The sequence below is a fragment of the Gardnerella sp. KA01002 genome (genome assembly GCF_049244015.1).
Classification (GTDB): Bacteria; Actinomycetota; Actinomycetes; order Actinomycetales; family Bifidobacteriaceae; genus Bifidobacterium; species Bifidobacterium vaginale.
Genome location: NZ_CP058365.1, coordinates 617,257 through 640,307, shown reverse-complemented (window position 1 = coordinate 640,307; position 23,051 = coordinate 617,257). Strand labels below are relative to the sequence as shown.

Genomic DNA, 23,051 nt, shown 5'->3' with positions numbered 1-23,051 from the left:
ACGTTGATTTATGCTACGTAAGTTGCATCGCGAATGCTACTTTGTGTAGCGCTCAAAATCTTCTGCAGTATTCACTTGAACGCGCTGCTTAATAATGGACAAAATCCACTCTTTAGCTTGCTCAACTGGAACACCATTCAATTGGCTACCATCGCGGAAGCGGAAGCTCACAGCATTGTTGTTCACATCCTCTTCGCCAGCAATCAAAGTGAAAGGCACCTTAGACTTAGAAGCGTTACGAATCTTCTTGCCAAAGCGATCGTCGGAGCTGTCCATTTCGCAACGAACCATATTCTCTTCCAAATCGCTAATAAACTTTTGCAAGTGCGGAGCAAACTCGTCTGCAACAGGAACGCCAGTCACCTGAACTGGAGCCAACCATGCTGGGAACGCGCCGGCATAATGCTCAAGCAAAATAGCAAAGAAGCGCTCAATAGAGCCGAAGAGTGCGCGGTGAATCATAACTGGGCGCTGGTGGCTACCATCAGCTGCAATATACTCCAACTTAAAGCGCTCAGGCAAATTGAAGTCAAGCTGAATAGTAGAAACCTGCCAAGTGCGGCCGATTGCATCGCGAGCTTGCACAGAAATCTTCGGGCCGTAGAATGCAGCTCCACCTGGATCGTCCACGAGTTCCAAACCAGACTCTTTAGCAACCTCTGCCAAAGTGTTAGTTGCTTCTTCCCAAATCTCGTCGGAACCAACGAACTTGTGCTCATCCTTAGTGGAAAGCTCCAAGTAGAAGTCGTTCAAACCGAAGTCTTTAAGAAGACCAAGCACAAAGTTAAGCAAGCTCTTTAACTCATCGCGCATCTGCTCGCGAGTGCAGTAAATATGCGAATCATCCTGAGTCAATCCGCGAACGCGAGTTAAGCCATGCACAACGCCAGACTTTTCGTAGCGATACACAGTACCAAACTCAAACAAGCGCAAAGGAAGCTCGCGGTACGAACGCTGGCGAGACTTGAAGATCAAATTATGCATTGGGCAGTTCATTGGCTTCAAGTAGTAGTCAGCACCCTGGCGGGTTACATTGCCATTCTCGTCGCGCTCTTCGTCAAGCTTCATTGGAGGATACATGCCATCCTTGTACCACTGCAAATGGCCGGAAGTCTCATACAAGCCGCCCTTAGTAATATGCGGAGTTTGTACGAAGCTGTAGTGATGCTTTCTGTGCTGTTCGCGCGAATAATCTTCCATTGCGTTAATGATTGCAGCACCCTTTGGATGGAACACTGCTAAGCCTGGACCAATCTCGTCTGGGAATGAGAACAAATCCATTTCTTGGCCAAGCTTACGATGATCGCGCTTAGCAGCTTCTTCCATGCGAGTTGTATAAGCTTTAAGCTCTTCTTTGCTAGGCCATGCAGTTCCGTAAATGCGCTGAAGCATAGGATTATGCTCCGAACCGCGCCAGTAAGCTGCAGCAACACGCTCAAGCTTAAAAGCCTTAATATAGCGCGTATTTGGCAAATGAGGTCCACGGCACAAATCACTCCAGACCTTATTGCCTTCGCGATCCAAATTGTCGTACATGCTAAGCTCATGCTTGCTGATTTCGCCAGCAGCAGCCGGATCAAGAGCCGCTTCCTTATCCCCAATCAACTCCAACTTATAAGGTTGATTTGCTTCTTCTTCGCGCGCTTCATCCTCTGTTACAACGCGGCGGCGGAAGCTTTGAGACTCTTTAATAATGCGCTGCATATACTTTTCGATTTGCTTCAAATCGTCTGGCGTAAATGGAGTATCAACATCAAAATCGTAGTAGAAGCCGTCTTTAATTACAGGACCTACGCCCAACTTTGCGTCTGGTCGAATTTCTTGAACAGCTTGAGCCATCACGTGTGTAGCGGAATGACGCATGATTGCGATGCCATCTTCACTATCAAGTGCTACTGATTCCACGGTATCGCCGTTATGAAGAGACGTGTACAAATCACGCAACTCGCCATTTAAACGCACGGCAATAATATTCTTATCTTCCGCGAAAAGTTCAACGCCAGTGAAGCTTGCATCCACCTCCTTGCGCTCATTGTTTACTGTAATGGAGATGGTATTTTCAGCCATAATTGTCCTTTTCTATCGGGGTCTTGCGTTACTAATGTGCAGACCTGGACTTGTGTGGCGTCGATAAACTTACGCGATTAAAACATAAATAAAACGCGCAAAAAACGACGTCAATCGCACGCATTTTTCACGTGCAATTCTCTGTTACTCTAGAACAACAGAGCGACTTTTTAACAATGATTTTTTGCAAAAACCAGAATAAATCTCATGTATTTTCAAAAAGATACTTTCACTAAGCTTTACAACTAAATAGAAGCATCCAGCGCAAATCGCGATAGTTCCGCCAGCAGAAAGTCTTAAAATCACAGCTAAGGCAAGTCCTAAAAGCGCTATAAAAATAGAAGACAATACGCACGCAAACACAAATTTGTTAATGGAACGCATTCTGCTCTTTAGTGCTGCTGCAGGAGCTGCGATTAAAGATACCGAAACAACAGTTCCAACAGCTGGAATAATTACCGAAACTGTAATGATTATTAGCGCAAGAACAATTCCTTGCATTAATCCGCTTCTGCCTCCTAAAGCTTTGTAATTAGTGGAGTCAAAAGAGCAGTGAATCAAATTAGCACTATTAAAACTCCACAATCCTAGTGCAAGAGCGAATGCAATAATCGCAAAAATCACGTCTGCAGGAGTGCAATTAAGCAAAGATCCTGTTAAAAAACCCTCAATTCGCAATGGAAGAGGAGCAAACCACTTGTTTAAAAAGTAGCCGCTTGCAAAACCAACAGTAAGAGTTATTCCAGCAGATGCTTGAGAAGATATGCCCTTTAGTTTAGAAAGCACATGCATCATAAAAGACAAAACAATACAAGCCAAAGCAGCGCCAATAAAAAGACCAATAGACAAAACGTTTTGGTCAATCGTATAAACAGATGTAACTACAACTCCAATAACAGCTCCTGGAAAAGCAGCGTGAGTTATAGACTCGGTGAAGAAAATACGCTGATTAAGCAAAGCCAAGGATCCAACAAAACCGCATAATGCTCCAACAGCAATTGCCTCTACAATCGGAAGAGCAATAATTTGCCAAATACTTACCATTATTACTTTCCACCACCATCTATTGCGCTAGACTTTTTCTTTTTAGAAAACTTTTTAGAAAACACTAGTGCGTATGTAACTCTGTATAAGAATCTTAAAATCAAAACGACTACGAACATTGCGCAAATACTTAGCGCCACTGCAGCTTGCGGAGAAACTGGATGATCAAGTTCCAAGTTCATAGCGTACATGCCTAATAAAACGCCAAAAATACCAACCGCAACGCCAACAAACGCCATACGCCCAACAGTGCGAGAAACCAATCTTGCGCTAGCTCCAGGAATAACAAGGTATCCAATAACAAGAAGTACGCCAACAGCCGAAGATGCAGAAACTACAACAGACGCAATTGCAACGTTTAGCACAATATCTACAAGTAAAGTATTAACACCCATTAAAGGAGCACTAGCGCGGTCAAACACAACAACAATTTGCTTCTTCCAAGTTAGAACAAGTAATGCGATTGCAAATAAACAAATAAGCATTGCTTGAGTCATTCTATCATCTGTAACATCTAGCAAACGTCCAAACATAAGTGCTTCAAGCTGTCCAGACATATCTCCCTTTTTAAGAGATATTACGATTCCAAGCGCAAAAAATGTTGTTAAAACTGTTGCAATTATTGACTCGTTGATTTTTTGAGACCTAGATGCCCACACAAGAGCGGCAACCAGAAAAATTGCGCAAATCGAAGCTCCTGGAATAATTTGCCCAATTCCACCATATAACGCTCCGACTACGATTCCAGGAAAAATCCCGTGAACCAAAGCCTCCGCATTAAACTCGGCGCATCTTAAGTTAACAAACACGCCAACTATTCCGCTAGCAATCGCAAGAACAATAAGAAGACAGAAAGGTCTGAAAATGTATGGAGCGGATGCAATAAAGTCAAATCCTGGTATAGGCTCGAGGATTTTGCGCAAAGACTCAACCAATTCAGCTAGCATTGGATTCGTCTCCTAAAGCAGTGCCCGAAATACTTGAATCACTAAAAGTGCTTGTGACACTCGCCGCATTTAACGAATCATCTTTGTTTGCTAATTGATTCAAAGTAATACCCGCACTTGCAGCTGGCATACTTCCACCATAAGCCAAAGATATGTTTTCTTTAGTCATGACTTTTCTAAGAGGCCCAAAAGCTACTTGACGACCAGCCAAAAGCAAGGCTTTTTCGCAAATCGCGTCCGCGATTACCAAGTCGTGAGTAGAGACAACAAACGAAATCCCATCTTCTTTTGCGGACTTCATAATATTGAGCAGTTCTTTTCGATTCGGCTCGTCTAATCCGTTAAAAGGCTCGTCTAAAAGAATTAACGTAGGGCGCGCAACAATAGCTCTAGCAAGCAATATTCGCTGGCGCTGACCTCCAGAAAGATCACCAAATCGCACATCTGCTCTATTTAGCAAACCAACATGATTAAGAGCGTCCTCAACAGATTTTTTCTGGCTTTTTTTAAGCAAACCAAGGAATCCAGTTTGCCTGCTTAAGCCCATTGCTACAACCTGACGAGCGGTGATTGGAAAAGTCAAATCCAAATCAACTTGTTGAGGAACGTAGCCTATAGAAACCGTTTTTGGCATTGTTAAGCTTCCATGGCTTACTCGCACAATACCAATAATCGCCTGCAAAAACGTTGTTTTTCCAGAACCATTAGGTCCTATTAAAGCTAAAGCCTCTCCAGCTTCTACACTTCCGTTAAGCCCAGTCACAACAGTTTTATAACCGTATGCTAGGTCGCAATCTTTCATTGCTAGGACGCTCTTATTCACTATAAATTAACCTTCTTGTAACTACTTTTGTAGTGATTTATTATTTTCAGCTACTTATATAGCCACCTATTAACTACTTTTTCAAAGCAGTTTTTACAGATTCTGGAAGGTCTGGAACTTTGCCATCCCAAGCCTTAACAAGAGTCTGAACATTGTGGACAATGGAACCAATATAGGTCTCGCCAGCAGAGCCAACAGGACCAAGGGAATCGCCATAAAGCGCATCGTCGCCAATAATCGCCTTTACGCCTGCAGCAGCAGCCACAGCCTTAATAGACTTTGAATTGTTGGAATTTTCGGCAAAGATTGCTACGGCACCAGACTTTTTAACAGCTTCTGCAGCCTCCTTAATATGGTCTGCAGTTGCATCCTGCTGACTGTTGAAGTCAGAAAGAGCTGCGCCAATAAACTTAACATTGTAGTCGCGTGAGAAGTATCCGAATGCGTCGTGCGAAGTAAACAGAACGCGATGTTCCTGCGGCACGCTGTTCAAAGCTTCAGTTGCCCAAGAGTCTAAATCAGTAAGAGACTTAACGAACTTTTCAACATGCTCATCGAAGATTGACTTGCTTTCTGGAAGAGCTTTGCCAAGGAAGTTACCAATATTCTTGACTTGAATCATAGTATTCTTGGTGCTAGTCCAAATATGTGGATCATACTGGAATTCTGGCTCTTTCTCGCCTTCTTCTGGTGGGAATGGCCATTTTTCAGCATGAACCTTTTCAACACCGCGGTCAATCTTGTAAGGAAGATTCTTTTCTTTAGCAGCTTCTGCCTTTGAATCCTTGATTTCGTCTGCGGTAAGAATGCCCGAAGTTACTCCCATCGTGCCCTTAAATCCAGTAGCTTTTACAGCCTGATCTAAGAAGTGCTCAAGATCTACTCCAGAAACAAGCATTAAATCTGCTTTAGAAAGCGCTTTGGATTGCGCTGGAGTCATCTCATGCTCGTGTGCAGACGCGTTTGGCGCGAGTAAGCATGTAAGGTTGATTGTTGACTTTGCTTTGTCTTGAGGCGCGCCAATCACAGACTTTTTGCCTTGAGAATCGGTTTTATTAAGGCTTAATCCAGATTTTGCATCTGCAGTGGATGCGATTTGAGTTACATAATCGCAGATTTGAGTGGTGGTTGCAACTACGTTTACTTGATTACCGTTAGTCTTTTGATCTGCTGTCTTAGCTGTTGATCCACATGCGCACAAGCCAACAGTTAGCAAAGCGGCGGTGGCTGCGGTGGCAAAAATTCGTGCAGTTTTCACTATTTTCCTTTCCGGAATCTATGAATTCACATTATTGCAAGTCTTGTAATCTGTTTAAAAAGCGTTTTCACTTTCTCCATTATTTTTAATTAGGAAAGATTATCGTTAGCAATAACGTTTAAAAGCATAGAAAAAATATGATGGATGGTCAATGAAATTTTGAAAATTTATTATATTTTTTCAAAAGTGGCGTGTCGCAAATTTTTTGTCTGATATAATTGCGATTTTTCTTGCGTTATATAAATAAATGGTGTATATAGCGAATGCAATGTGACAAATAACAAAACCACAAATAACAAAACCACAAATAACAATCCCAGATATTCACTACAATCGTAAGCATGAGTGAACTTCTAAACATAGAAGCAAAAGATGTAAGCAAATGTCTAAAAAAGCCTAAGCCTTTTTACAATAAATACTCGCGTGGGGTTCTAGGATTAGTCACAGGTTCTAATGAGTATCCTGGAGCTGCAATATTAAGCGCGAGTGCTGCGTCACACGCAAATATTGGAATGGTTCGTTATGCCGGTCCTCTTCGCGCACAAAACTTAGTATTACAAACATCTCCAGAAGTAGTAGCCTCGGAACAATTGACTGGAAAAATCGACGCTATAACAGTTGGATCTGGAATACCAGATGCGGATCATTGCAATACTGAAGCTAGCGCAAATCAAAGAAAATACATTGCGAGCATTCTTGCGCAATATGCGAAAGAAAATAATAATTCGAAAGAACAATCAATAAGTCAAAAAGATAATCTTCCACCAATATGCGTAGATGCTGGAGCGTTAGATTTACTGCCAAAACAGGTTTGCACAAAAGTAGTTCTCACTCCACACGCAGGAGAATTAAGCTCACTTTTTACTAGATACGACTTGAATATAAGCGCACAACAAATATATAGCAATCCAACACACTACGCTCAAGAAGCAGCCGATCTTACTGGAGCAACTGTGCTAGTTAAAGGCGCAACAACAGCAGTTGCATCACCATCAGAACTACACTCTCCCATTTATATTGCAAAATGCGCTCCATCTTGGCTTGCAACCGCAGGTTCAGGAGATGTACTAGCAGGAATTCTAGGAGCATTATTAGCGCAACGCGAAAGAAAAGAAAATAATGAAAATTGTGCAGAAAATTGTACAGAAAACTACGCGAATTACGCAGAAAACGAAAACTATGCTTTTATTGCAGCGAGCGCAGCTGTAATCCACGGAATTTCAGCATCATTAGCATCTAAAATCAACAGCGAAAACAATTACACTCAATTGGCGCAAGACATAGTGGAATCAAATGATGCTTCAACTTCAGATCACCCAATTGTAGCAAGCGATATTATTAATGCGCTGCCTTACATTATTGGTCTTTTAATGAATCTTAATTAGTGAAAGAAGAAAAAATGAAAAACACAAATATCAACACAAATGAAAATGTAGAATCTGTTGAAATTCACGACGTAATGTTTGATTATTGCAAGGTCTTACTCGAGTGGAATTGCAGGAATTGTTTACAAAAACAGTTCCCGGATTTAGTAGACACTATTTGTCCTAATGGCACTTTTGGAAAAGACGATTTGGCTGGATTCTATGAGTTTGAAGACCGCATGGACGGCGGCGAACTACTAAAAGACCTTTTGCCAGAATATGAAAGGCGCTTTGGCAAGGAGCTTAGTAACGCTTTTCAATGGTATTGCGCACACTATGACCAAGTTCTTACGCAAATGATGCCTGGAATGGTTGATTTATTGCACGATTTGCGCAAAGCTGGCTACGGAGTTTGGGGATTGACTAACTGGTCTAAAGAAACTTTCCCACTCGCATTGCGTAAATTCCCAGAATTGAACACGCTTTTACAAGGTACGATTATTTCTGGCGTTGAAAAATTGCATAAGCCACAGCCAGAGATTTTTGAACTTGCTATGAACAGATTTGGATTGAAACCGCAAACAACTGTTTTCTTCGACGATAAGCCAGTAAATATTGATGGCGCGCATAATGTTGGTATGCATGGGTTTGTTTTTACTACTACCGAACAAGCTCGCAAAGATTTGGCATCGCTGGGCGTTAGATTATAAGCACTAAGCCAAAGTCGCAAGATTATAGGTGTTAGTTTATAGTTGTTATAGTTGTAATAGTTGGAAATAGTCAAGTATAAATCCCAAAATCGGAAGGCTCTTAATAATGACGCTGCTGCAATTAAAGTACATTGTGAAAATCGTAGAGTGCGGATCTATGAACGAAGCTTCGCATGAACTTTATGTTTCACAGCCAGCGTTAAGCTCTTCCGTAAAAGAATTGGAACGAGAGCTTGGAATTGAGATTTTTACAAGGTCTTCCCAAGGAATTGCATTAACTGTTGACGGAGCTGAGTTTTTAACATACGCACGACAAGTTTTAGACCAGGCAGATTTGCTTGAAGAGCGCTACAACAGTACTAAGCCTAGAAAACAGCTTTGCAGCGTTGCAACTCAGCACTACATGTTTGCTGTTGAAGCTTTTGTAGACATGATTCGCAGCATTGATTCTAACGAGTACGAGTTTTCACTAAGGGAGACACGTACAAAAAATATTATTAATCAAGTGACTTCAATGCGCGCAGACCTTGGCTTGCTTTATCTTTCCGACTACAACAAAGACGTTATTGGAAAAATGCTTCGAGAAAAGCATCTTGAATTCCATCCACTTTTCCGCGCTAAATTGCATGTGTTTATTTCTAGAAACAATCCACTTGCGAGCCATAAAAAACTCACTTTGGAGGATTTGCGACCATATCCGTTTATTCAGTATGAGCAGGGTGAGGATGGTAGCTTCTTCTTTACAGAGGAAGCGGTATGGCCTCAACATCCGCCTAAAAAGATTAATGTTACTGATCGCGCAACCATTTTGAACTTTATTATTGGTCTTAATGGTTTTACGATTTGCACTGGAATCGACAATGGCGACTTGAATAACGAGAAAATCGTGACCATTCCGCTGGATTGCGAAGAAACCATGCTTGTTGGGTGGATTAAGAATGAGCGCACGAATCTTTCTCCTGCAGCGCTTGCGTATCTTTCTCAACTCGAATCTGTGTTAATTAAACACGGATATCAAGTAATAAGTAGAGCTAAATAGTAGAACTGAGCAGCATAACCGAGCAGCATAACTGCGAGATTTTGGGAATTACACTATTCAGCACCGTTACATTATCCAATACTATTTTTGTGCATAACTCAAAAATAGTGTTTAATTTTGACGCTACGCTTATTCTTAAATCAACCTATACGCGAAAAATGTATTAACAAAATGCTGACTAATACCGAGACATACCAGTAGATACAAAAAATGCGGTATATCATACCGCGAAACTGAACAATATTGTGGGTGATATAGGAATCGAACCTATGACCCCTTCCGTGTGAAGGAAGTGCGCTAGCCGCTGCGCCAATCACCCAAAATTTTTTTAATTATGCGTGAAAGGCAATCCTTTCGAGTGGGCGATACAAGGTTCGAACTTGTGACCCCTTCCGTGTCAGGGAAGTGCGCTACCACTGCGCCAACCGCCCAGGTTGTTTATTAAGCTAACCCGCTTAATCGAGGTGGGTACGAGAGTCGAACTCATCTATACGGCTTTGCAGGCCGCTGCCTAACCGCTTGGCTAACCCACCGTAAGGTCGAATAACTCACCGGACCTAGAGCGGACAACGGGACTCGAACCCGCGGTCTCAACCTTGGCAAGGTTGCGCTTTACCAACTAAGCTATGTCCGCAATGCTCTCACACTGACAACTGCCAGCGCCGAAGCACGAGTAACTACTATACCCGAAATATTCTCAAATGCAAGCTTTGCGTCTTTTGGCGTGTCGCTTGGTGCGCTCAAGCAGGTTGTCTCGCCCCGCGTATGCTGGAAAGACATAAATTCGAATCCCATTAAGCCCGCGATATAGTAAAAATGGCTTGTTTTCAACGTTTTTGACAAGCGTTAACAGGTGACGACACACCTAAAACATATGGTTACGAGCAGTTATCGCGAATAGAAACGCTCAACAATTAGCTTCAACACGCTTACTACCATTATACCATTTCGCAAAGGTCAAGGGTATAAAGAATTGCCCCCCGCGTAAAACGAGGGGCAATATATCTACTATTTGTTTCTGCTAGTTGCATCTTCTATATTTGCACTGCGATTAGTAGGCTCTGCATTATCACCAAGAATCGCCGCGTGCTTACCAGCTTGTAATTGCGCTTCGTTTTTCAGCGCATCGTTAAAGTTCAAAAACACTTTGAAAATGCCACTATGCACAAGCTCCGGGTTTAATGCTACGGCATTTTCGAGTACGTTCACTATTTCTGCAAAAATAATATACAAGCATACGGGCGCAATTAAAGGCACCGTGAAACCGAGACTCACATACTGTTGCGCGTGTTCTAGTAGGAAAGCTAACGCGATTACTACAACATAACCTGATTTATGGTATAAACCCGAACGCATTTTACTACTAGAAACAGTTCGAGTTGCGAATGCTTTCATCAGCCCAGTAACATAATCTAAAGTTATTAAAATAGCTGTGAGTCCAATAATAATTACTTCTTGTTTTGTCATATTTTTTCTTCTCCTTATTTATTTTGATTGATTATCTTTTGTTATACACGCGCCATTGATGTGCGTGTAACATTTTTTACCGTCGCCGTCCCAATAGATGCTTCCGTCGGGTTTGACGATGAGGATTCCTGTACCGTCTCCGGATAAGCGGATGGTTGCGTTGCTTATAGGTCGAAACCCGTCTGGCATGTGTTCTAATGCTTTAACCCACGAGCCGCCGGATTTTATCCATCCGCTGCCGTTTACGGTTACAATGCTTCCTGCGCGCGCTATTCGCATTACTTGCCCGTCGTTTTCACCCCATGGAACGTGCATTGTGATGCTACTGATATCGCCGTCATGCTCTGTAGGTGTTATTGATGGTTTAGATGCAGGTTTAGGTGTTTGCGTGGTTGGCGCTTGTGTGCCATGAGTCATACTGTCGTCCCCTTGTTGAACGCGCAACTGAAATCTTTAGACGTTTCGGACTGTTTAGTTTCCTGCTTAGAGTTTTCAGCTTCTTTAGTAGAATCATTTTCCTCTGCTTGCTGAGAATCAGTATCAGACTGTTCGCCGCCGCCAACCGCGTCCGTATTGGCAATAAAGCGAATGTAGAATGGTACTTTTCTGTTCATTTGTTCTCCTTAGTTAGTCGCGCAATTAGCAACGCGGTGCGCGGTGTCCGCGAAAAATAGAAAAGCCACACAATCGTGTGGCTAACAGTATGCTATGTTTTGCGCTAGTTTATAGCGTAAACTCGTTAGTGTCATTTAAGTATTCTTTAAGTTCTCGCTCAAATTCTTCTTGTTTAGCACGATAAACTTTCGTGCAATCAGCACATAAGTGCTGATTGTTCCCAACGCTTATCCAGCCTTTAAGTGGCGAATTCCCTCCCCAGTCAGATCCTAGTGTTGGTTCTGCTTTTAGAAGCACCGCAGTTAGTGCAACGGTATCTAGTAGTACCAGAATTGGCGTGACCATTCTTGCTCATTTTATGATGACAGTTATCGCATAGTGGGTTATTCATACAAATGAAGAATAATCTACATTCGATATGCTACGAGCCTTACTGCTATAAGGGTTATGAGCTTATTTTTTACACACTTTTTGTCCGGGTGGCGAATGTGCAGAAAACAGATTCGATTACCGCAAAACGCTTGTATTGCAATACATGAGACATGATTTCTTACACACTTTTTGGCCTATAACCCTAGTTGTGTCATGATATGGGTATTAAAAAAGCGGCTTTAATGCCGCTTATCGTGTCTATATATAGTCTTATTGCTATTGCTTTTAGCATACCATATTGCTGTACTAAAATACTGTTTTCATATAGAATAAAGGTACAATATGAACTATAATAGTAGGTGTTGGAGGAAGTGCGTAATATCAACGTTTTCAAGAAATATTATACGACACGCCAATATAGAACAAAGGTACAATATGACTGAACAAGGTTTCCAAGCTAAGAAAGGCGCGCCTGTATATTTAACGACTCGCGATGTGGCTGTGTTGCTGGATTTGAAAAAGCGCGCTGTTGCGCAATATTTATTTGTGACGCGTAAGCATTATCGTGACGGTTGCGTTAAGCCGTTTGATTTGCCGCTTCCTGACGCGTTGGCTGGTTTTAATCTTCGTGCGCCATTGTGGTGTTATGAGACTATCCGCGATTGGGCTGCGCGCCGTCCGCAAGCGCCTGTTGAACTGCCTAAGAGTGAGGAGGATGGCTTGGCGTTGCTGCGTGAATATAGCGAGGTCGCTAAGGATTAATATTTTTTGTTCACCCCCTTGCTTATGTTCTCACATTGTGGTAGTATTTTAGTTATGAAAGGAGGTGAACATGGAAACCAAAGATTGGGTAGCACTCGCGCTTAACGCTCTAACTATCGTTATTATGATTTGGTTAGATTTGCGACACGACAATAAGCGTAAGTAAAAAACTGGGGTTCCAACCAGACTTATTGGCTAGAACCCCTAGTCCTCAATCTTCCCATACGATTATGAGTAAAACAAGAGTATTAGGCATTATTTCAGCTGTTTGTGCTATTACAGCGGCAACAAACGTTGTCCTACAGGTACCATTCGCTGGTATAGGGTTCACTTTAGCCGCTGGCATAGCTGGCTTATCTGCTGGCTTAACGGGTAGTAGTAAAGAAAAATAAAGGAGCATATTATGCTAGATGAGAACGGTCAAACTGTGCTCGTATCACTGCATGATATTGCGCGTCTTCTTGGTGTCAGTTATGAGTCTATGCGCCAGTATTTAGTGCGCTCTAGGCGTGCAGCCTTAGAAGGTCAAGATGTGAGTATCCTCCGCGGTTTAATGCCACTGCCAACGCACTCGGTTGGCATATTAACGACAAAGCCCGCGTGGGATTATGACATGATCCGTAATTGGGCAGCACTGAGACCGCATCGCCCTGTAGAGTTGCCGCCATCATGGCACGCGCTACAAGCGGCGGTTAGTAAAGCGGCTAAAGCCGAGTCAAGCAGCCAACAGTAAAAAATAAGGGGTAGGCAAGTTTTTTATTTGCCTACCCTATTGTTAAAGACAATCAGCGCACTGTTGACGATAGCGCGCAATATTTTCATAGTGTTTCGCACCATGTACGGTTGTAACGCGTCTAAACTATCGCGGAACTCGTTTACCATTTGCGTGCTTAATTCTGCGAGCGCAATCTCGCCGAGCACTGGCTTAATGTGAGGATCACCCCCGCACACGCGGGAAACTCTATCAAAAGTGATTATACATCAACAACATCATTATTTTGATTCCTTAATCTAGTTGCGTATCCAGTTAAGCCAGTCTGTAATGAAAATCCTAGATTGTTTAGAGTGTTATAAACTTTACGAACATTATGCTTATTAGAAATTACATCAATCAATAAATCAGCATCCAAAGTAGGACGTGCTGTAATTTCATTCATTATTGCATGCAACTGAACCATAAGTCCGCCAGTTAAGAGCCATAGTGAACTATCACACGATTTAGATAGTGCATATATCGTGCTCCACGGATGTGCACTGCTAGAAACTTCAACTGTAGGTGTAGATACACTTATGTCAATCATAAAATTCCCCTCAAAACTCCCAAATATTATTTTTTAAATTTTAGCAAAAGGCATAATTTTTATTCTTTTATTGCATGATTATATTTAGTGATTATATTTAGTGATTATATTTAGTGATTATATTTAGTGATTATATTTAGTGATTATATTTAGTGATTATATTTAGCAAGCAATTCCGCAAGCTTGTTTAATCCTGCTTGGCGCTCGCGAACATCAATAGATTCAGACAAATCTGCAGCACACACAGCGATTGGCATAAAGGATTTTGCCAGCGTTTCTTGTGTGCATTCAGTAATATGCAAAGACATATTTTGGTGAATAAAATCGAAAACTTTAGAATCTTCAATAACACGAAGTTTAACGTTGGCTATTGAACTACTTACACCATCTTCACTATTCTTAAGATGAAATTTATTTACCAAATCTTCTAAATTATTACTGATTATATATCCTTCTATTTTGTCAGTTTGCGTAAGCTGGAATTGTGAGTGCATATTTCCAGTTGCAGCAGAAAGTATTAAGTGGTCCGAAAGTTCTGCTAAACGCGATTTTCTACACCAATACTCCATTGTTTTCGCGCGATTTTTAGATCTATTAACCATCTCTTGTGGAGTAATTGAACGCAAATATGCTTCTATACGATACTTCTGTTGCCTATTGATCCTGATATGTACCCCTTTTTCTGGACTGTTAGTGAAAAAAGGGGGTATTTAATGCCAACTAGTAAATATAGTTACGAGTTCAAAAAGAAGTGTGTTGAACTATACCGTCAAAACCTAGAATTACCAACACCTAATACTATTAGTAGAAATAATTTCCGCGGTATTGTCTCATACTGGTCGTGTCTAGTAGAAGCTAAAGGGCTTGAAGTACTTAAACCACGTATTAAAAAACATCGGTATTGGGATCCCAAGGAAGAGCTTTGCTTGGTTAATCAAGTTCTCTCTGGGAGCAGTATGAGACAGGTAGCAATTAAGAACGGGTTACTAGAAGGACAATTAAGAAGATGGGTACAAATATATGAAACGGAAGGTTATAGTGGTTTAGTAAAACATACTCGTAAAAAACCAGTAAAAGAGACTTGTATGAGTCGTAAAAACACAAAAAATTCCCAGCCTTTAACCGTGAGCGAGCGTGAAGAACTTAAGTTTCTTCGTGAAAAAAACGAGTATCTTAAAGCAGAAAATGCAATACTAAAAAAACTAGATGCCTTGAGGAGGGCAAAGAAAGCTGCTCTACTCAAGGCGAAAAAGCAGAATCAGTAAAAGAACTAGTTTGTCAAGGATATAAGCTGAAACATCTTCTTCATACTATAAGAATGTCGAAGTCTACTTACTATTTCGAGTTAAGCAAAATAAATGTGGTAGGACTACGCAATAAAACCTTAATGAGTATTATTCAAGAAATATTTACTCACCATAAAGGCAGGTATGGTGTTAGAAGAGTATATGGTGAGCTAGTAAACCGTGGGATTAACGTTAATCACAAGCGTGTTCAACGTTTAATGCACATCATGCGACTGGTTGGGAAACGTCCAAAGGAAAAATATCACTCATACTTGGGTGAGGTTGGTAGAGTCGCAGCTAATGTTATTAACCGTGATTTTTCTACTACTGCTCCTTTACAGAAGTGGACTACTGATGTTTCACAGTTTACTTTCCAGTGGGGTAAGTGTTATCTTTCGCCAATACTTGATATGCATACGAATGAGATTATTGCTTATGATTTATCGTTGCACCCTAATTTAGGTCAGGTAAAACGCATGTTAGATAAGGCTTTTAAACGTTTCCGAATGGTTGAAGGGCTTGTGTTTCATTCTGATCAGGGTTGGCAGTATAGGCATGCTTATTTTAGGAGTGTTTTGAAGGCACATGGGATTATTCAGTCTATGAGTCGTAAAGGTAATTGTTATGATAATGGGATTATGGAATCGTTTTTTGGTAGGCTTAAGAACGAGATGTATTACGGGCATGAGCATGAGTATGCTTCGTTTACTGAGTTTGCTAGAGCGTTAAAAGAATATATTTATTATTACAATAATGAGAGGATTCAGAAGAAGACTGGGTGGATGCCTCCTGTTAAATACAGGGAAGCATCCACGCGGGCGATATGATTAAGTAAAAGGGATATGTGTCCAGAAAAAGGGGTACATATCATCCACGAAACTTCACAACCGCTAAGCATAAACAATGCTGCAAAAGCTAATGACGGAGCATATGCCCTACCGCTTTTAGAGTTTTGTTGTTTATAACGATTTACAGAATCTAATGAAATTAAAATCTTCCTACTTCCAAATGCGTATGTTGTTAGTAAATGATTAGAGCATAATGCGCTAACTCTTTGAGCGCTAACTGCTAGCTTGGCTGCAGCTTCCTCACGCGTAAGAAGAGTATCATTCACAAAAATAGACATAACACGAGTGTATCAAAATTGTTGCATTAAGGAAACAGTTTTGATACACTAGGTTGGTCTGTTATTAAATAATTTGTGAGTTAATTGATAATGGCAAAATATTGGTTACTAAAGCGCAGTGTGCTAGAGCTCAATATATTTATCATTTTGCTAAGTTAATTTCAGATTTCCACTTTTCTATGAGTTGCAATCCTTCTCGCTCATACGCATGATTAAAGTCATCATTACTATTTTCATAATTCAGCACAAACGACGCTAATATTATTTGCTCTTCTTTAGTAAATTCATCTAAATGATTTTTAGCGTAATCTTTAATTTCATTGTAAAGATCTTCTCTAGAAATATAAGTTGAGTAACTTTTTAAATCAATATCCCATCCATAATAATTCGAGTCACTGAAGAAATATGCTTTAGTGCATATAAATTTAAGCTTACTGACTCTATCATTAAATAGTTTTTTAACATAATTTTCAGCTCCTTCTTTATCAAGATCTTCCCACAAATAAAATACTATGTTAAATACTCGCATATTTATCATATTTTCAGATTTTGCAATGAGTTTAATTTTATCAATATAAATTTTTTCGAGATATTCTAAATGCTTTAAGCTAACGAATTGCAAATCCGTACGTTCGGTTTTATTACCAAATCTCCCAAATGCCATTTCTTCTTGATTAAGAATATCTGCAATAAGTCCAATATTAGATTTATTAGAATTTTTAAGAATAGAATAAATTATTTCATAACGTTTACATTCAGAGTCTATTGTTTTAATAAAACAGAGTACAAATTTAAGTACTGAATCAGAAATATTATTTATCTTATTTCTTTCTGTTACTTTATTTACAAATTCTCCATACAAATTTACAAGCGTAAATGCAACGAACTTAAAACGCTCATAATGTTCTTTGTCAAACAATGACTCCATGTTTCTTAACAAATAGTCAAGGCTGCCTTGTGAATTAATATTTTTAACAGTACTAATTAAAAGATTTTCATCATATTTATACAAGCAATCATAAATTTTCTCTCTTGAAACCTTAATTCTATTTATATCGAACATAAAATATAAATCGAATTTTTCAACAGATGCGATGCGATTATCTCTTAAAAGTTGCAAATCATCTGTATGAGAATATTCGCCAATGTAATGAATCGACCTAGCAAATGGAGGAAACATCAATATAAGCATTCGCATAGATGATTCTGAATTTAATCCTAACTGTTTGAATTCATTTTTATAGTATTCATAAGTTCTTTTTTCATATTTTCTTAAATCGTCATATGATTGTGGTCCACATACATAGATTGCATTATCAATAATCCATTCATATAATTTAGGCTCGAAAATTTCTATAGCAGTAATAGCTAATAAATCAACAAATGATGTTTCCTTCCATAAAGCGCCATATTTGAATTGGAACGCGTTAAGTAATCTATTAATATCTCTCATATTTTTAATATAAGGATTTACGCAATATTCAAGTACTTTTTCAAAATAATTATTGTTTTCAAATTCTTCTTCACAATCATTTTTGTGTATAAATTTACTGAGTCTACCTTTTAGTATTTCAGGCAATAGTGATCTATCAATTTCAGGAACTTCAAAAGAAACTTGAACAATTTTCTTTAAATACTCATCTCCATCAATATTGTGATATTCAGACAAAGCATTGCAAACAATTTCCCTATCCATAGTAAGAACATAAATGATGTTAGGAAAATCGCCTACTTGTTTCACCAATTGGAAAATGTCTTTAATCTGAGGAGTAGTCAATCTATCTATATCATCAATAAAAACAATAATTTTGTGGTTAAAATCTTCTAGCGCCTTACACAGTTTCTCTTTAGCTTCATACAAACTAGGAGCTTGCATCAATTTAGCTCCTTTTGATTTGGAAATAGTTTTTAATATAGGAGCAATTGCAGGCCCAGCTACTGGAATAAATGATAAAACGTCAATAATATCGGAATATTGACTTATAGCCTTTCCCATTTTTTCTTTATTCTCTTCGTCTTTAGCTACACCTAATTTATTCTTCAATTCATAAAAGAACAAACTGATTAAATTGTTCTTGTCGGAATAATTCCATGGTGAGAATTTGATAATTATTGGATTATGATTTTGATCTTCTTCAGTTTTTTGTGAAGTAAAAATTTTTTTGATTCTTTTGTATACTCTTGAATACCATTTTTCATTCTCTATTTTTTGGGCTTCGACTACTGGAATCTCGGATATTGCCATGTTAATAATAGATGTCTTGCCACTACCCCACTTTCCATACAAACCGATTACAAGACCATCTTTGCTATCATATTCGCAAATCGATTTTCCAAATTGTTTCGCAAAATCAGATCTTCCCAATAAATCTTCATCAGCTTTTTCAATAGGTTTATCTGCGACGTAACTCATATACTTTCTCCCTACTTTTGCAATTGCAGTATTTCGTATAATAATTTATATTCTAATTATTTATGCAAATTATTCTTTAGCTAATCCTTACAATATTAGGTATTTTAAAAAATTGAGTTATAAGGTTATAAACACAAAAATTTGAAAATACTATTAAATAAAATACAAACTGGCATACAGAGTATTGATGGTTGAAAATCAAAAAAATAAAGGAGCCCACACAACGCCTAAGGCGAGTAAATCAACCGACGGAATGAAACCGACTTTCAACGCAGGAAGACTCCTATAAAGGATATTAGTAAATATTGCATTATTACACAACATTGATCTTGTTTGTATACCAAATCTAATTTACAAAGTTAGTGTGAAGATGTATCAAAATTGTTGCGTTAAGGAAACAGTTTTGATACACAGGTGCGTAATATTCTCAAAAGAAATTATCGATTGCTGTATTGGTTTATAGTACTAAAACTGCAAACAATAAATTGTAGTAATTTACATTTGTATATTAAAATATTCTCATTAAAAGTAGAAACTTAGTTGGAGATTAAGAGATTATGGAAGATAAAAGCCTTGATTTAACTAAACCCATTCTTGGTTTTTTGAAGACAGAGAATAATGATTCCTCTGAAACTGTAGTTATGTTACATGATAACGGACTGAAATTTGAACTGTCTGTATTATTCAAAGAGCTTAGTGGTCAAATTTTTAGGTGGTTTTTAGGAAATAGCGTTATATATGTAAACTCTGATGCAGGAGATGAAATAATAAATAGATTGCCTGTACCTAATATTTTGCAAGTTTTATCACCAAGTAAAACATATACATTAGTTGGATGTAGATATGTAAAATCATCTACGAATGTAATGCGTCAAATTGGAATTGGTACAATTAAATGCAACTACATAATCGTTGGTTCAAATGAAAAACAATTCGAAAAAATAACTAATTTGCGAACGAGTTGTTCCAACCTATATGATTGGTTCACCTCGGGAGGAATTAGCGTTAATAAGCTTTCTGATGATGGTGAAAGCATAAAAATAGATATTAAAAAATCTAGTAGCACAGAATTATGCAAAATAAATCCAATGCAAAATGAAAGCAATAAATCATCCATCAGTCTATCGCTTGCTATTAATCAGCATTTAAGAAAACTATCAAAAAATGGCAGTATTGTAAGCTTTACAGAAGAAGCATTTATTGAGACTCATAGTGAAACTGAATTGAATTGGGAAAAGCATATTTCAATTCATAATTGGATTTTAAATCTTATCTCTATATCTAAATTAGAGCGATGCGAATTTTCAAAAATGGAAGTAGGCGTGGAAAACAATAATACTCGCAATGATTCAACAGTAAAATGGTTCCATGTCCTTCATCATTTAAATGCTGGCACACAAAACATTTATAAAAAGCACAATAAACAATTCTTGTTTGATTTTTACGATATTAATATTTGTGGAATAGAAAAATGGTTTAAATTATTGCAAAAATATGGAAGAGCGATGGGAGTAATATCTCACTTAGCAAAAGAGCAAGATAATCTTCCAGTCGAATCTGTGAATATACTCTTAGGTGTTGCACTAGAAGATATTGGGTGGGAAATAATAAAAAGTACAGGTCGTGAAGATAGAATGAAAAAGAGAAAGGGAAAAACAATTGAGGAATTGAAATGTTTTTCTTGTGCATTAGACGCTATAAAAGACGAATTTGGCGAATATTTTCCAATAGATATCAAAGATTTTGATTGGGTAAAAGAAATGAGTGATATTTATAGGAAAAATAAACATGCGGATGCTAACAAAAATATAGAAAAAACTCCGAAAGATTATGAAAAAATGTACAGAATTAATGTTTGCTTTATAAATATTATTAGATTGTGGATTGGCAAACAGCTTGGAGTTGAGTTACCAACAATGCTTGAAAGACTTAATTTGGATATCTTTAAATACAATGAAACGTCTATATAAAAACAAGCATACCGAATCATTTTATCTTGTATAAATATTAATTTTTATGCAAGATAAAATGATGAATAGAGTAAAAAATAATTAAGATAAACCTAATTTACTTTTTAGGTACAATTTAGCCAAACTAGTGAGAATATCAAAAGGAATATTAATAATTTTATCCGAAAAATTATTTTTTATCTTTTCCCATATTTCGTTAGAGCTTATAGAATCAAGAAACTCATTGCCATGCCAGGTTATGTCCATAACGTAAGCATCTACAACGCCAACTTCGCGCTCATCGATATATACATTAATTAAATTACCTTCCCCCATTATTTTTATGTTGTAAATAATTTCTTCAAGAGAGTATTTACTACTTTTCTCAGCAATATCGCTTGCTTTAACTTCTTTATCACTTTTAGAAGCTTCAATTAAAATTTCACGAACTAAATCCATATTCCTTCTCATAACTCATTTCTCCTTTATAGATTGTTATTTAAATTTTTTACACAAATATCATACACAAAGTTATACAAGCGTATCAATCACATCTAAACCATTTAATTTATGTTCGGAATCCAGCGCGCCCCAATATATCGAATCTTTAGTAAGTTTTGATTTTAGAAATTTTAGGTTTCATAAGCCTAGTCTGTAGTGATTGGTACAGATATTTTACCTTTTGCTATTACCACGCCGTAGTATATAGCGTAGCATTCAACATAGTGTTCTCCTCGAAAAACCGTATATTCTTCTCTGGTGTTAGAGCTTGTACCATCAATAATTTGTCCTCTTATACAATTTCGTTTTTTAGCTTCTTCTCCACAGTTGCATACTTTCCATTTGAGACTATATGGTGTTGGGAGATCTGTATTTGTTATATAAAATTCTAGTTTTTTGTTTGGTTTAAGCCAAATATGATTCATTATCATATCTCTTAAATTAGCTGGTCTAAATCCATCTTGTGTTACTTTGCACTCAAGATTAAGCTCATATTGTAAATCAATAGGATAAAAACTTTCGATAAACTGTTCCGTGTCATCATACGACGTAAAAAGATCCTTGGCTACTTGTTCATGGTCACTTAATGGAACAAATCTTCCAAAGACCTCCCGCCATTTCTTGTATGACTTAACTTCATCGCTTTCATCAATAGCAGCACAACAGAGATCATAGGCTTCTAAAGCTTTTACTTGAAAATTTTTCTTGACCTTTACTCTTTGATTGCTGCCTAGAGCATTCCAGGATTCTTGTTTGGGTAAATTGCTTAGATATTTAAAGAAATCTCTAATCATATAATCAGGATGATTTATAGCATTAAAATATTCATCGTTATCATTGAGAAATCTCCATGCCATAGTATCTATGAGAAGACCACCCATAATAACATCGTGTTTATTTTTCCATGCCCGAGCCAATTTGCATATTTTTCTAGCATTTCCATTAGAAGCTGTATCAAGGTCAGATATAGCCTTAATCTCATCTCGTGGTTTTGTTGTTTTCCAAGAATCGTAATACGTATCTGGATACGAAAATGAACCATCATTTTGTTCAAAGACAGGTTGCACTTCAAATTTATAATTTTCGAAATTAACTACAACAACTAGTTGATTTACTCGAATATCAGTTCGTGAATAATGAGTTACTATAGCTTGTTTTACTTTGGACAAAACCTTTGTCGTGCCATCAATTGTATGATAATCATCCCATAAGCTAGAAGGTAAAATATAAAGTAAATCCAAGTCAGAAACGCCATCTATGGCTGTACAACGTCCCCATGAACCTACCATTAACCGATTGTCTGATTCTGAATCTAAATCTCTAAATTCTCTATTAAGAGCTTTTGTAATTTCATCTCTACGGTTTCTAATTTCTTCCTTATTAGAAATCTTAAGATTGTCGAAGATTTTATCAAAAACGTCTAATGCACTCATGTAACTGATATTTCTTCCTTATTCTATTCTTCCTGGGGTTCTGTTATCAATTTCTTCTTGTGATGACTGAGGTTTTTCATTACCGTTTATAGCAGCATTAGCCTTGTTATAATCTCTGGATGTTGTTCTAGGTGCTGTTGATAGTACGTCATGTTCTTTAAGTTCTAGCTCATCTCGAATTTTACGTGCATTTTCGTCTGAAATGGCTGAAGATCCAAGATCAGAAATTAATGATTCATATCTTTCGAATAAATAGCGAATTTCAACAGCTGACTTTTGATGTTCTGCTATTTTTGCCTTAAAATCAAAAAATTCACCCGAAAAAGAAGCACCTGTTGCTAAGGTCGCGATAAGTGCTACGGCGAAATTTCCCCAAATTTCGTTTAACATAATCCCAGCAACACTTGTAATCAGTGTGCCTGTAGTCACGACAGTTAAGCCAATTGAGAATCTTTTGCGCCATCTTTCCCAAGATTCATATCTATCAGCAGCTTTTTCTTGTGTGCGATAAGTGTATAAAAGACGATCTGCGCGAGCATCAAGTAAATGGATTAGTTTGCTTTTATTTTCCATG

At 38.2% G+C, this 23,051-nt stretch carries 23 protein-coding genes, 4 tRNA genes and 2 pseudogenes; 8 read left to right on the top strand and 21 right to left on the bottom strand.

Translation table 11 applies throughout. The features are described from left to right. Positions 1-36 precede the first annotated feature (36 nt). From thrS to HXT60_RS02455, 5 genes are all read right to left on the bottom strand, one after another. The gene (gene thrS, locus HXT60_RS02475; protein ID WP_004111891.1) at positions 37-2,067 is read right to left on the bottom strand and encodes a threonine--tRNA ligase; all 2,031 of its coding nucleotides are present in this window, start codon (positions 2,065-2,067) and stop codon (positions 37-39) included. A 144-nt stretch (positions 2,068-2,211) separates the two neighbouring features. Then, positions 2,212-3,111, bottom strand: coding sequence for a metal ABC transporter permease (locus HXT60_RS02470; protein WP_004111893.1), 900 nt, complete (start codon positions 3,109-3,111; stop codon positions 2,212-2,214). Positions 3,112-3,113: 2 nt separating this feature from the next. Further along, positions 3,114-4,058, bottom strand: coding sequence for a metal ABC transporter permease (locus HXT60_RS02465; protein WP_421791325.1), 945 nt, complete (start codon positions 4,056-4,058; stop codon positions 3,114-3,116). After that, positions 4,048-4,860 carry a metal ABC transporter ATP-binding protein gene (locus HXT60_RS02460; protein ID WP_013399558.1) on the bottom strand — a complete coding sequence of 271 codons (813 nt, stop codon included), beginning with the start codon at positions 4,858-4,860 and terminating at the stop codon, positions 4,048-4,050. The genes HXT60_RS02465 and HXT60_RS02460 overlap by 11 nt, the downstream gene beginning before the upstream one ends. Positions 4,861-4,954: 94 nt before the next feature. After that, positions 4,955-6,139: a metal ABC transporter solute-binding protein, Zn/Mn family gene (locus tag HXT60_RS02455; protein WP_004115334.1), complete on the bottom strand. Its 1,185-nt coding sequence runs from the start codon at positions 6,137-6,139 to the stop codon at positions 4,955-4,957. A 341-nt stretch (positions 6,140-6,480) separates the two neighbouring features. On the opposite strand from HXT60_RS02455, the gene HXT60_RS02450 reads away from it, so the two are divergent. From HXT60_RS02450 to HXT60_RS02440, 3 genes are all read left to right on the top strand, one after another. Beyond that, entirely contained in the window at positions 6,481-7,524 is a 1,044-nt protein-coding gene (locus HXT60_RS02450; RefSeq protein ID WP_421791322.1) for an ADP-dependent NAD(P)H-hydrate dehydratase, read from the top strand. After that, positions 7,524-8,213: an HAD family hydrolase gene (locus HXT60_RS02445; protein WP_416351129.1), complete on the top strand. Its 690-nt coding sequence runs from the start codon at positions 7,524-7,526 to the stop codon at positions 8,211-8,213. Before HXT60_RS02450 ends, HXT60_RS02445 begins: the two co-directional genes overlap by 1 nt. A gap of 106 nt (positions 8,214-8,319) precedes the next feature. Further along, positions 8,320-9,252, top strand: coding sequence for a LysR family transcriptional regulator (locus tag HXT60_RS02440; RefSeq protein WP_415681184.1), 933 nt, complete (start codon positions 8,320-8,322; stop codon positions 9,250-9,252). A gap of 246 nt (positions 9,253-9,498) precedes the next feature. On the opposite strand, the gene HXT60_RS02435 is transcribed toward HXT60_RS02440, so the two are convergent. From HXT60_RS02435 to HXT60_RS02395, 9 genes and pseudogenes are all read right to left on the bottom strand, one after another. Beyond that, positions 9,499-9,571 (bottom strand) — tRNA-Val (locus HXT60_RS02435). A gap of 40 nt (positions 9,572-9,611) precedes the next feature. Further along, positions 9,612-9,683, bottom strand: a tRNA-Val gene (locus HXT60_RS02430). Between the two features lie 31 nt (positions 9,684-9,714). Continuing rightward, positions 9,715-9,785: transfer RNA gene (locus HXT60_RS02425), tRNA-Cys, on the bottom strand. A gap of 28 nt (positions 9,786-9,813) precedes the next feature. Then, a tRNA-Gly gene (locus HXT60_RS02420) sits at positions 9,814-9,886 on the bottom strand. A 374-nt stretch (positions 9,887-10,260) separates the two neighbouring features. Further along, positions 10,261-10,719: a phage holin family protein gene (locus tag HXT60_RS02415; RefSeq protein ID WP_020761154.1), complete on the bottom strand. Its 459-nt coding sequence runs from the start codon at positions 10,717-10,719 to the stop codon at positions 10,261-10,263. An 18-nt stretch (positions 10,720-10,737) separates the two neighbouring features. Beyond that, positions 10,738-11,136, bottom strand: a complete 399-nt coding sequence (locus HXT60_RS02410) for a hypothetical protein (RefSeq protein WP_116692162.1) — start codon at positions 11,134-11,136, stop codon at positions 10,738-10,740. Then, on the bottom strand, positions 11,133-11,333 hold the full coding sequence (locus HXT60_RS02405) for a hypothetical protein (protein WP_020761073.1): 201 nt from the start codon (positions 11,331-11,333) through the stop codon (positions 11,133-11,135). Before HXT60_RS02405 ends, HXT60_RS02410 begins: the two co-directional genes overlap by 4 nt. A 109-nt stretch (positions 11,334-11,442) precedes the next feature. Further along, the gene (locus tag HXT60_RS02400; RefSeq protein ID WP_155237606.1) at positions 11,443-11,631 is read right to left on the bottom strand and encodes a hypothetical protein; all 189 of its coding nucleotides are present in this window, start codon (positions 11,629-11,631) and stop codon (positions 11,443-11,445) included. Then, positions 11,615-11,725, bottom strand: a pseudogene (locus HXT60_RS02395) (transposase-like zinc-binding domain-containing protein); the annotation flags it as partial. The gene HXT60_RS02400 and the pseudogene HXT60_RS02395, both read right to left, overlap by 17 nt. 416 nt (positions 11,726-12,141) lie before the next feature. Here HXT60_RS02395 and HXT60_RS02390 point away from each other — a divergent pair. After that, on the top strand, positions 12,142-12,468 hold the full coding sequence (locus HXT60_RS02390; RefSeq protein ID WP_116692163.1) for a hypothetical protein: 327 nt from the start codon (positions 12,142-12,144) through the stop codon (positions 12,466-12,468). A gap of 230 nt (positions 12,469-12,698) precedes the next feature. Further along, the gene (locus tag HXT60_RS02385; RefSeq protein ID WP_080649393.1) at positions 12,699-12,860 is read left to right on the top strand and encodes a hypothetical protein; all 162 of its coding nucleotides are present in this window, start codon (positions 12,699-12,701) and stop codon (positions 12,858-12,860) included. A 582-nt stretch (positions 12,861-13,442) separates the two neighbouring features. On the opposite strand, the gene HXT60_RS02380 is transcribed toward HXT60_RS02385, so the two are convergent. Both HXT60_RS02380 and HXT60_RS02375 read right to left on the bottom strand, forming a co-directional pair. Next, a complete protein-coding gene (locus tag HXT60_RS02380; RefSeq protein ID WP_410310790.1) occupies positions 13,443-13,769 on the bottom strand; it encodes a hypothetical protein in 327 nt (108 codons plus the stop codon). 149 nt (positions 13,770-13,918) lie between these two features. After that, positions 13,919-14,395 (bottom strand): hypothetical protein, encoded by a 477-nt coding sequence (locus HXT60_RS02375; protein ID WP_421791317.1) that lies wholly within the window; start codon positions 14,393-14,395, stop codon positions 13,919-13,921. Positions 14,396-14,482: 87 nt separating this feature from the next. Between HXT60_RS02375 and HXT60_RS02370 the strand changes: the two genes are divergently transcribed. Next, complete coding sequence (locus tag HXT60_RS02370) at positions 14,483-15,034, top strand: transposase (protein WP_421791315.1); 552 nt, start codon at positions 14,483-14,485, stop codon at positions 15,032-15,034. 5 nt (positions 15,035-15,039) lie between these two features. Then, positions 15,040-15,882 (top strand): annotated as a pseudogene (locus tag HXT60_RS02365) (IS3 family transposase); the annotation flags it as partial. Here the strand turns inward: HXT60_RS02365 and HXT60_RS02360 are convergent. Together HXT60_RS02360 and HXT60_RS02355 are read right to left on the bottom strand one after the other, a co-directional pair. Beyond that, positions 15,819-16,181 carry a helix-turn-helix domain-containing protein gene (locus HXT60_RS02360; protein WP_410310542.1) on the bottom strand — a complete coding sequence of 121 codons (363 nt, stop codon included), beginning with the start codon at positions 16,179-16,181 and terminating at the stop codon, positions 15,819-15,821. The pseudogene HXT60_RS02365 and the gene HXT60_RS02360 overlap by 64 nt on opposite strands. Before the next feature lie 142 nt (positions 16,182-16,323). Continuing rightward, on the bottom strand, positions 16,324-18,594 hold the full coding sequence (locus HXT60_RS02355; RefSeq protein WP_410310543.1) for a KAP family P-loop NTPase fold protein: 2,271 nt from the start codon (positions 18,592-18,594) through the stop codon (positions 16,324-16,326). Positions 18,595-19,151: 557 nt separating this feature from the next. Here HXT60_RS02355 and HXT60_RS02350 point away from each other — a divergent pair. Continuing rightward, positions 19,152-20,564, top strand: coding sequence for a hypothetical protein (locus HXT60_RS02350; protein ID WP_421791312.1), 1,413 nt, complete (start codon positions 19,152-19,154; stop codon positions 20,562-20,564). An 81-nt stretch (positions 20,565-20,645) separates the two neighbouring features. On the opposite strand, the gene HXT60_RS02345 is transcribed toward HXT60_RS02350, so the two are convergent. The 3 genes from HXT60_RS02345 to HXT60_RS02335 form a co-directional block, all read right to left on the bottom strand. After that, entirely contained in the window at positions 20,646-21,014 is a 369-nt protein-coding gene (locus HXT60_RS02345) for a DUF2513 domain-containing protein (RefSeq protein WP_410310546.1), read from the bottom strand. 176 nt (positions 21,015-21,190) lie between these two features. Then, positions 21,191-22,477 (bottom strand): nucleotide-binding domain-containing protein, encoded by a 1,287-nt coding sequence (locus HXT60_RS02340; RefSeq protein ID WP_410310547.1) that lies wholly within the window; start codon positions 22,475-22,477, stop codon positions 21,191-21,193. Between the two features lie 18 nt (positions 22,478-22,495). Then, positions 22,496-23,050 carry an SLATT domain-containing protein gene (locus HXT60_RS02335; protein WP_410310548.1) on the bottom strand — a complete coding sequence of 185 codons (555 nt, stop codon included), beginning with the start codon at positions 23,048-23,050 and terminating at the stop codon, positions 22,496-22,498. Between the last annotated feature and the right edge of the window lies 1 nt (position 23,051).

What these genes read in the sequence shown, in the direction of transcription:
- thrS (WP_004111891.1), bottom strand. Translation starts at nt 2,067, where the DNA reads ATGGCTGAAAATACCATCTCCATTACAGTAAACAATGAGCGCAAGGAG.
- HXT60_RS02470 (WP_004111893.1), bottom strand. Translation starts at nt 3,111, where the DNA reads ATGGTAAGTATTTGGCAAATTATTGCTCTTCCGATTGTAGAGGCAATT.
- HXT60_RS02465 (WP_421791325.1), bottom strand. Translation starts at nt 4,058, where the DNA reads ATGCTAGCTGAATTGGTTGAGTCTTTGCGCAAAATCCTCGAGCCTATA.
- HXT60_RS02460 (WP_013399558.1), bottom strand. Translation starts at nt 4,860, where the DNA reads ATGAAAGATTGCGACCTAGCATACGGTTATAAAACTGTTGTGACTGGG.
- HXT60_RS02450 (WP_421791322.1), top strand. Translation starts at nt 6,481, where the DNA reads ATGAGTGAACTTCTAAACATAGAAGCAAAAGATGTAAGCAAATGTCTA.
- HXT60_RS02440 (WP_415681184.1), top strand. Translation starts at nt 8,320, where the DNA reads ATGACGCTGCTGCAATTAAAGTACATTGTGAAAATCGTAGAGTGCGGA.
- HXT60_RS02415 (WP_020761154.1), bottom strand. Translation starts at nt 10,719, where the DNA reads ATGACAAAACAAGAAGTAATTATTATTGGACTCACAGCTATTTTAATA.
- HXT60_RS02410 (WP_116692162.1), bottom strand. Translation starts at nt 11,136, where the DNA reads ATGACTCATGGCACACAAGCGCCAACCACGCAAACACCTAAACCTGCA.
- HXT60_RS02405 (WP_020761073.1), bottom strand. Translation starts at nt 11,333, where the DNA reads ATGAACAGAAAAGTACCATTCTACATTCGCTTTATTGCCAATACGGAC.
- HXT60_RS02390 (WP_116692163.1), top strand. Translation starts at nt 12,142, where the DNA reads ATGACTGAACAAGGTTTCCAAGCTAAGAAAGGCGCGCCTGTATATTTA.
- HXT60_RS02385 (WP_080649393.1), top strand. Translation starts at nt 12,699, where the DNA reads ATGAGTAAAACAAGAGTATTAGGCATTATTTCAGCTGTTTGTGCTATT.
- HXT60_RS02380 (WP_410310790.1), bottom strand. Translation starts at nt 13,769, where the DNA reads ATGATTGACATAAGTGTATCTACACCTACAGTTGAAGTTTCTAGCAGT.
- HXT60_RS02370 (WP_421791315.1), top strand. Translation starts at nt 14,483, where the DNA reads ATGCCAACTAGTAAATATAGTTACGAGTTCAAAAAGAAGTGTGTTGAA.
- HXT60_RS02360 (WP_410310542.1), bottom strand. Translation starts at nt 16,181, where the DNA reads ATGTCTATTTTTGTGAATGATACTCTTCTTACGCGTGAGGAAGCTGCA.
- HXT60_RS02355 (WP_410310543.1), bottom strand. Translation starts at nt 18,594, where the DNA reads ATGAGTTACGTCGCAGATAAACCTATTGAAAAAGCTGATGAAGATTTA.
- HXT60_RS02350 (WP_421791312.1), top strand. Translation starts at nt 19,152, where the DNA reads ATGGAAGATAAAAGCCTTGATTTAACTAAACCCATTCTTGGTTTTTTG.
- HXT60_RS02345 (WP_410310546.1), bottom strand. Translation starts at nt 21,014, where the DNA reads ATGAGAAGGAATATGGATTTAGTTCGTGAAATTTTAATTGAAGCTTCT.
- HXT60_RS02340 (WP_410310547.1), bottom strand. Translation starts at nt 22,477, where the DNA reads ATGAGTGCATTAGACGTTTTTGATAAAATCTTCGACAATCTTAAGATT.
- HXT60_RS02335 (WP_410310548.1), bottom strand. Translation starts at nt 23,050, where the DNA reads ATGGAAAATAAAAGCAAACTAATCCATTTACTTGATGCTCGCGCAGAT.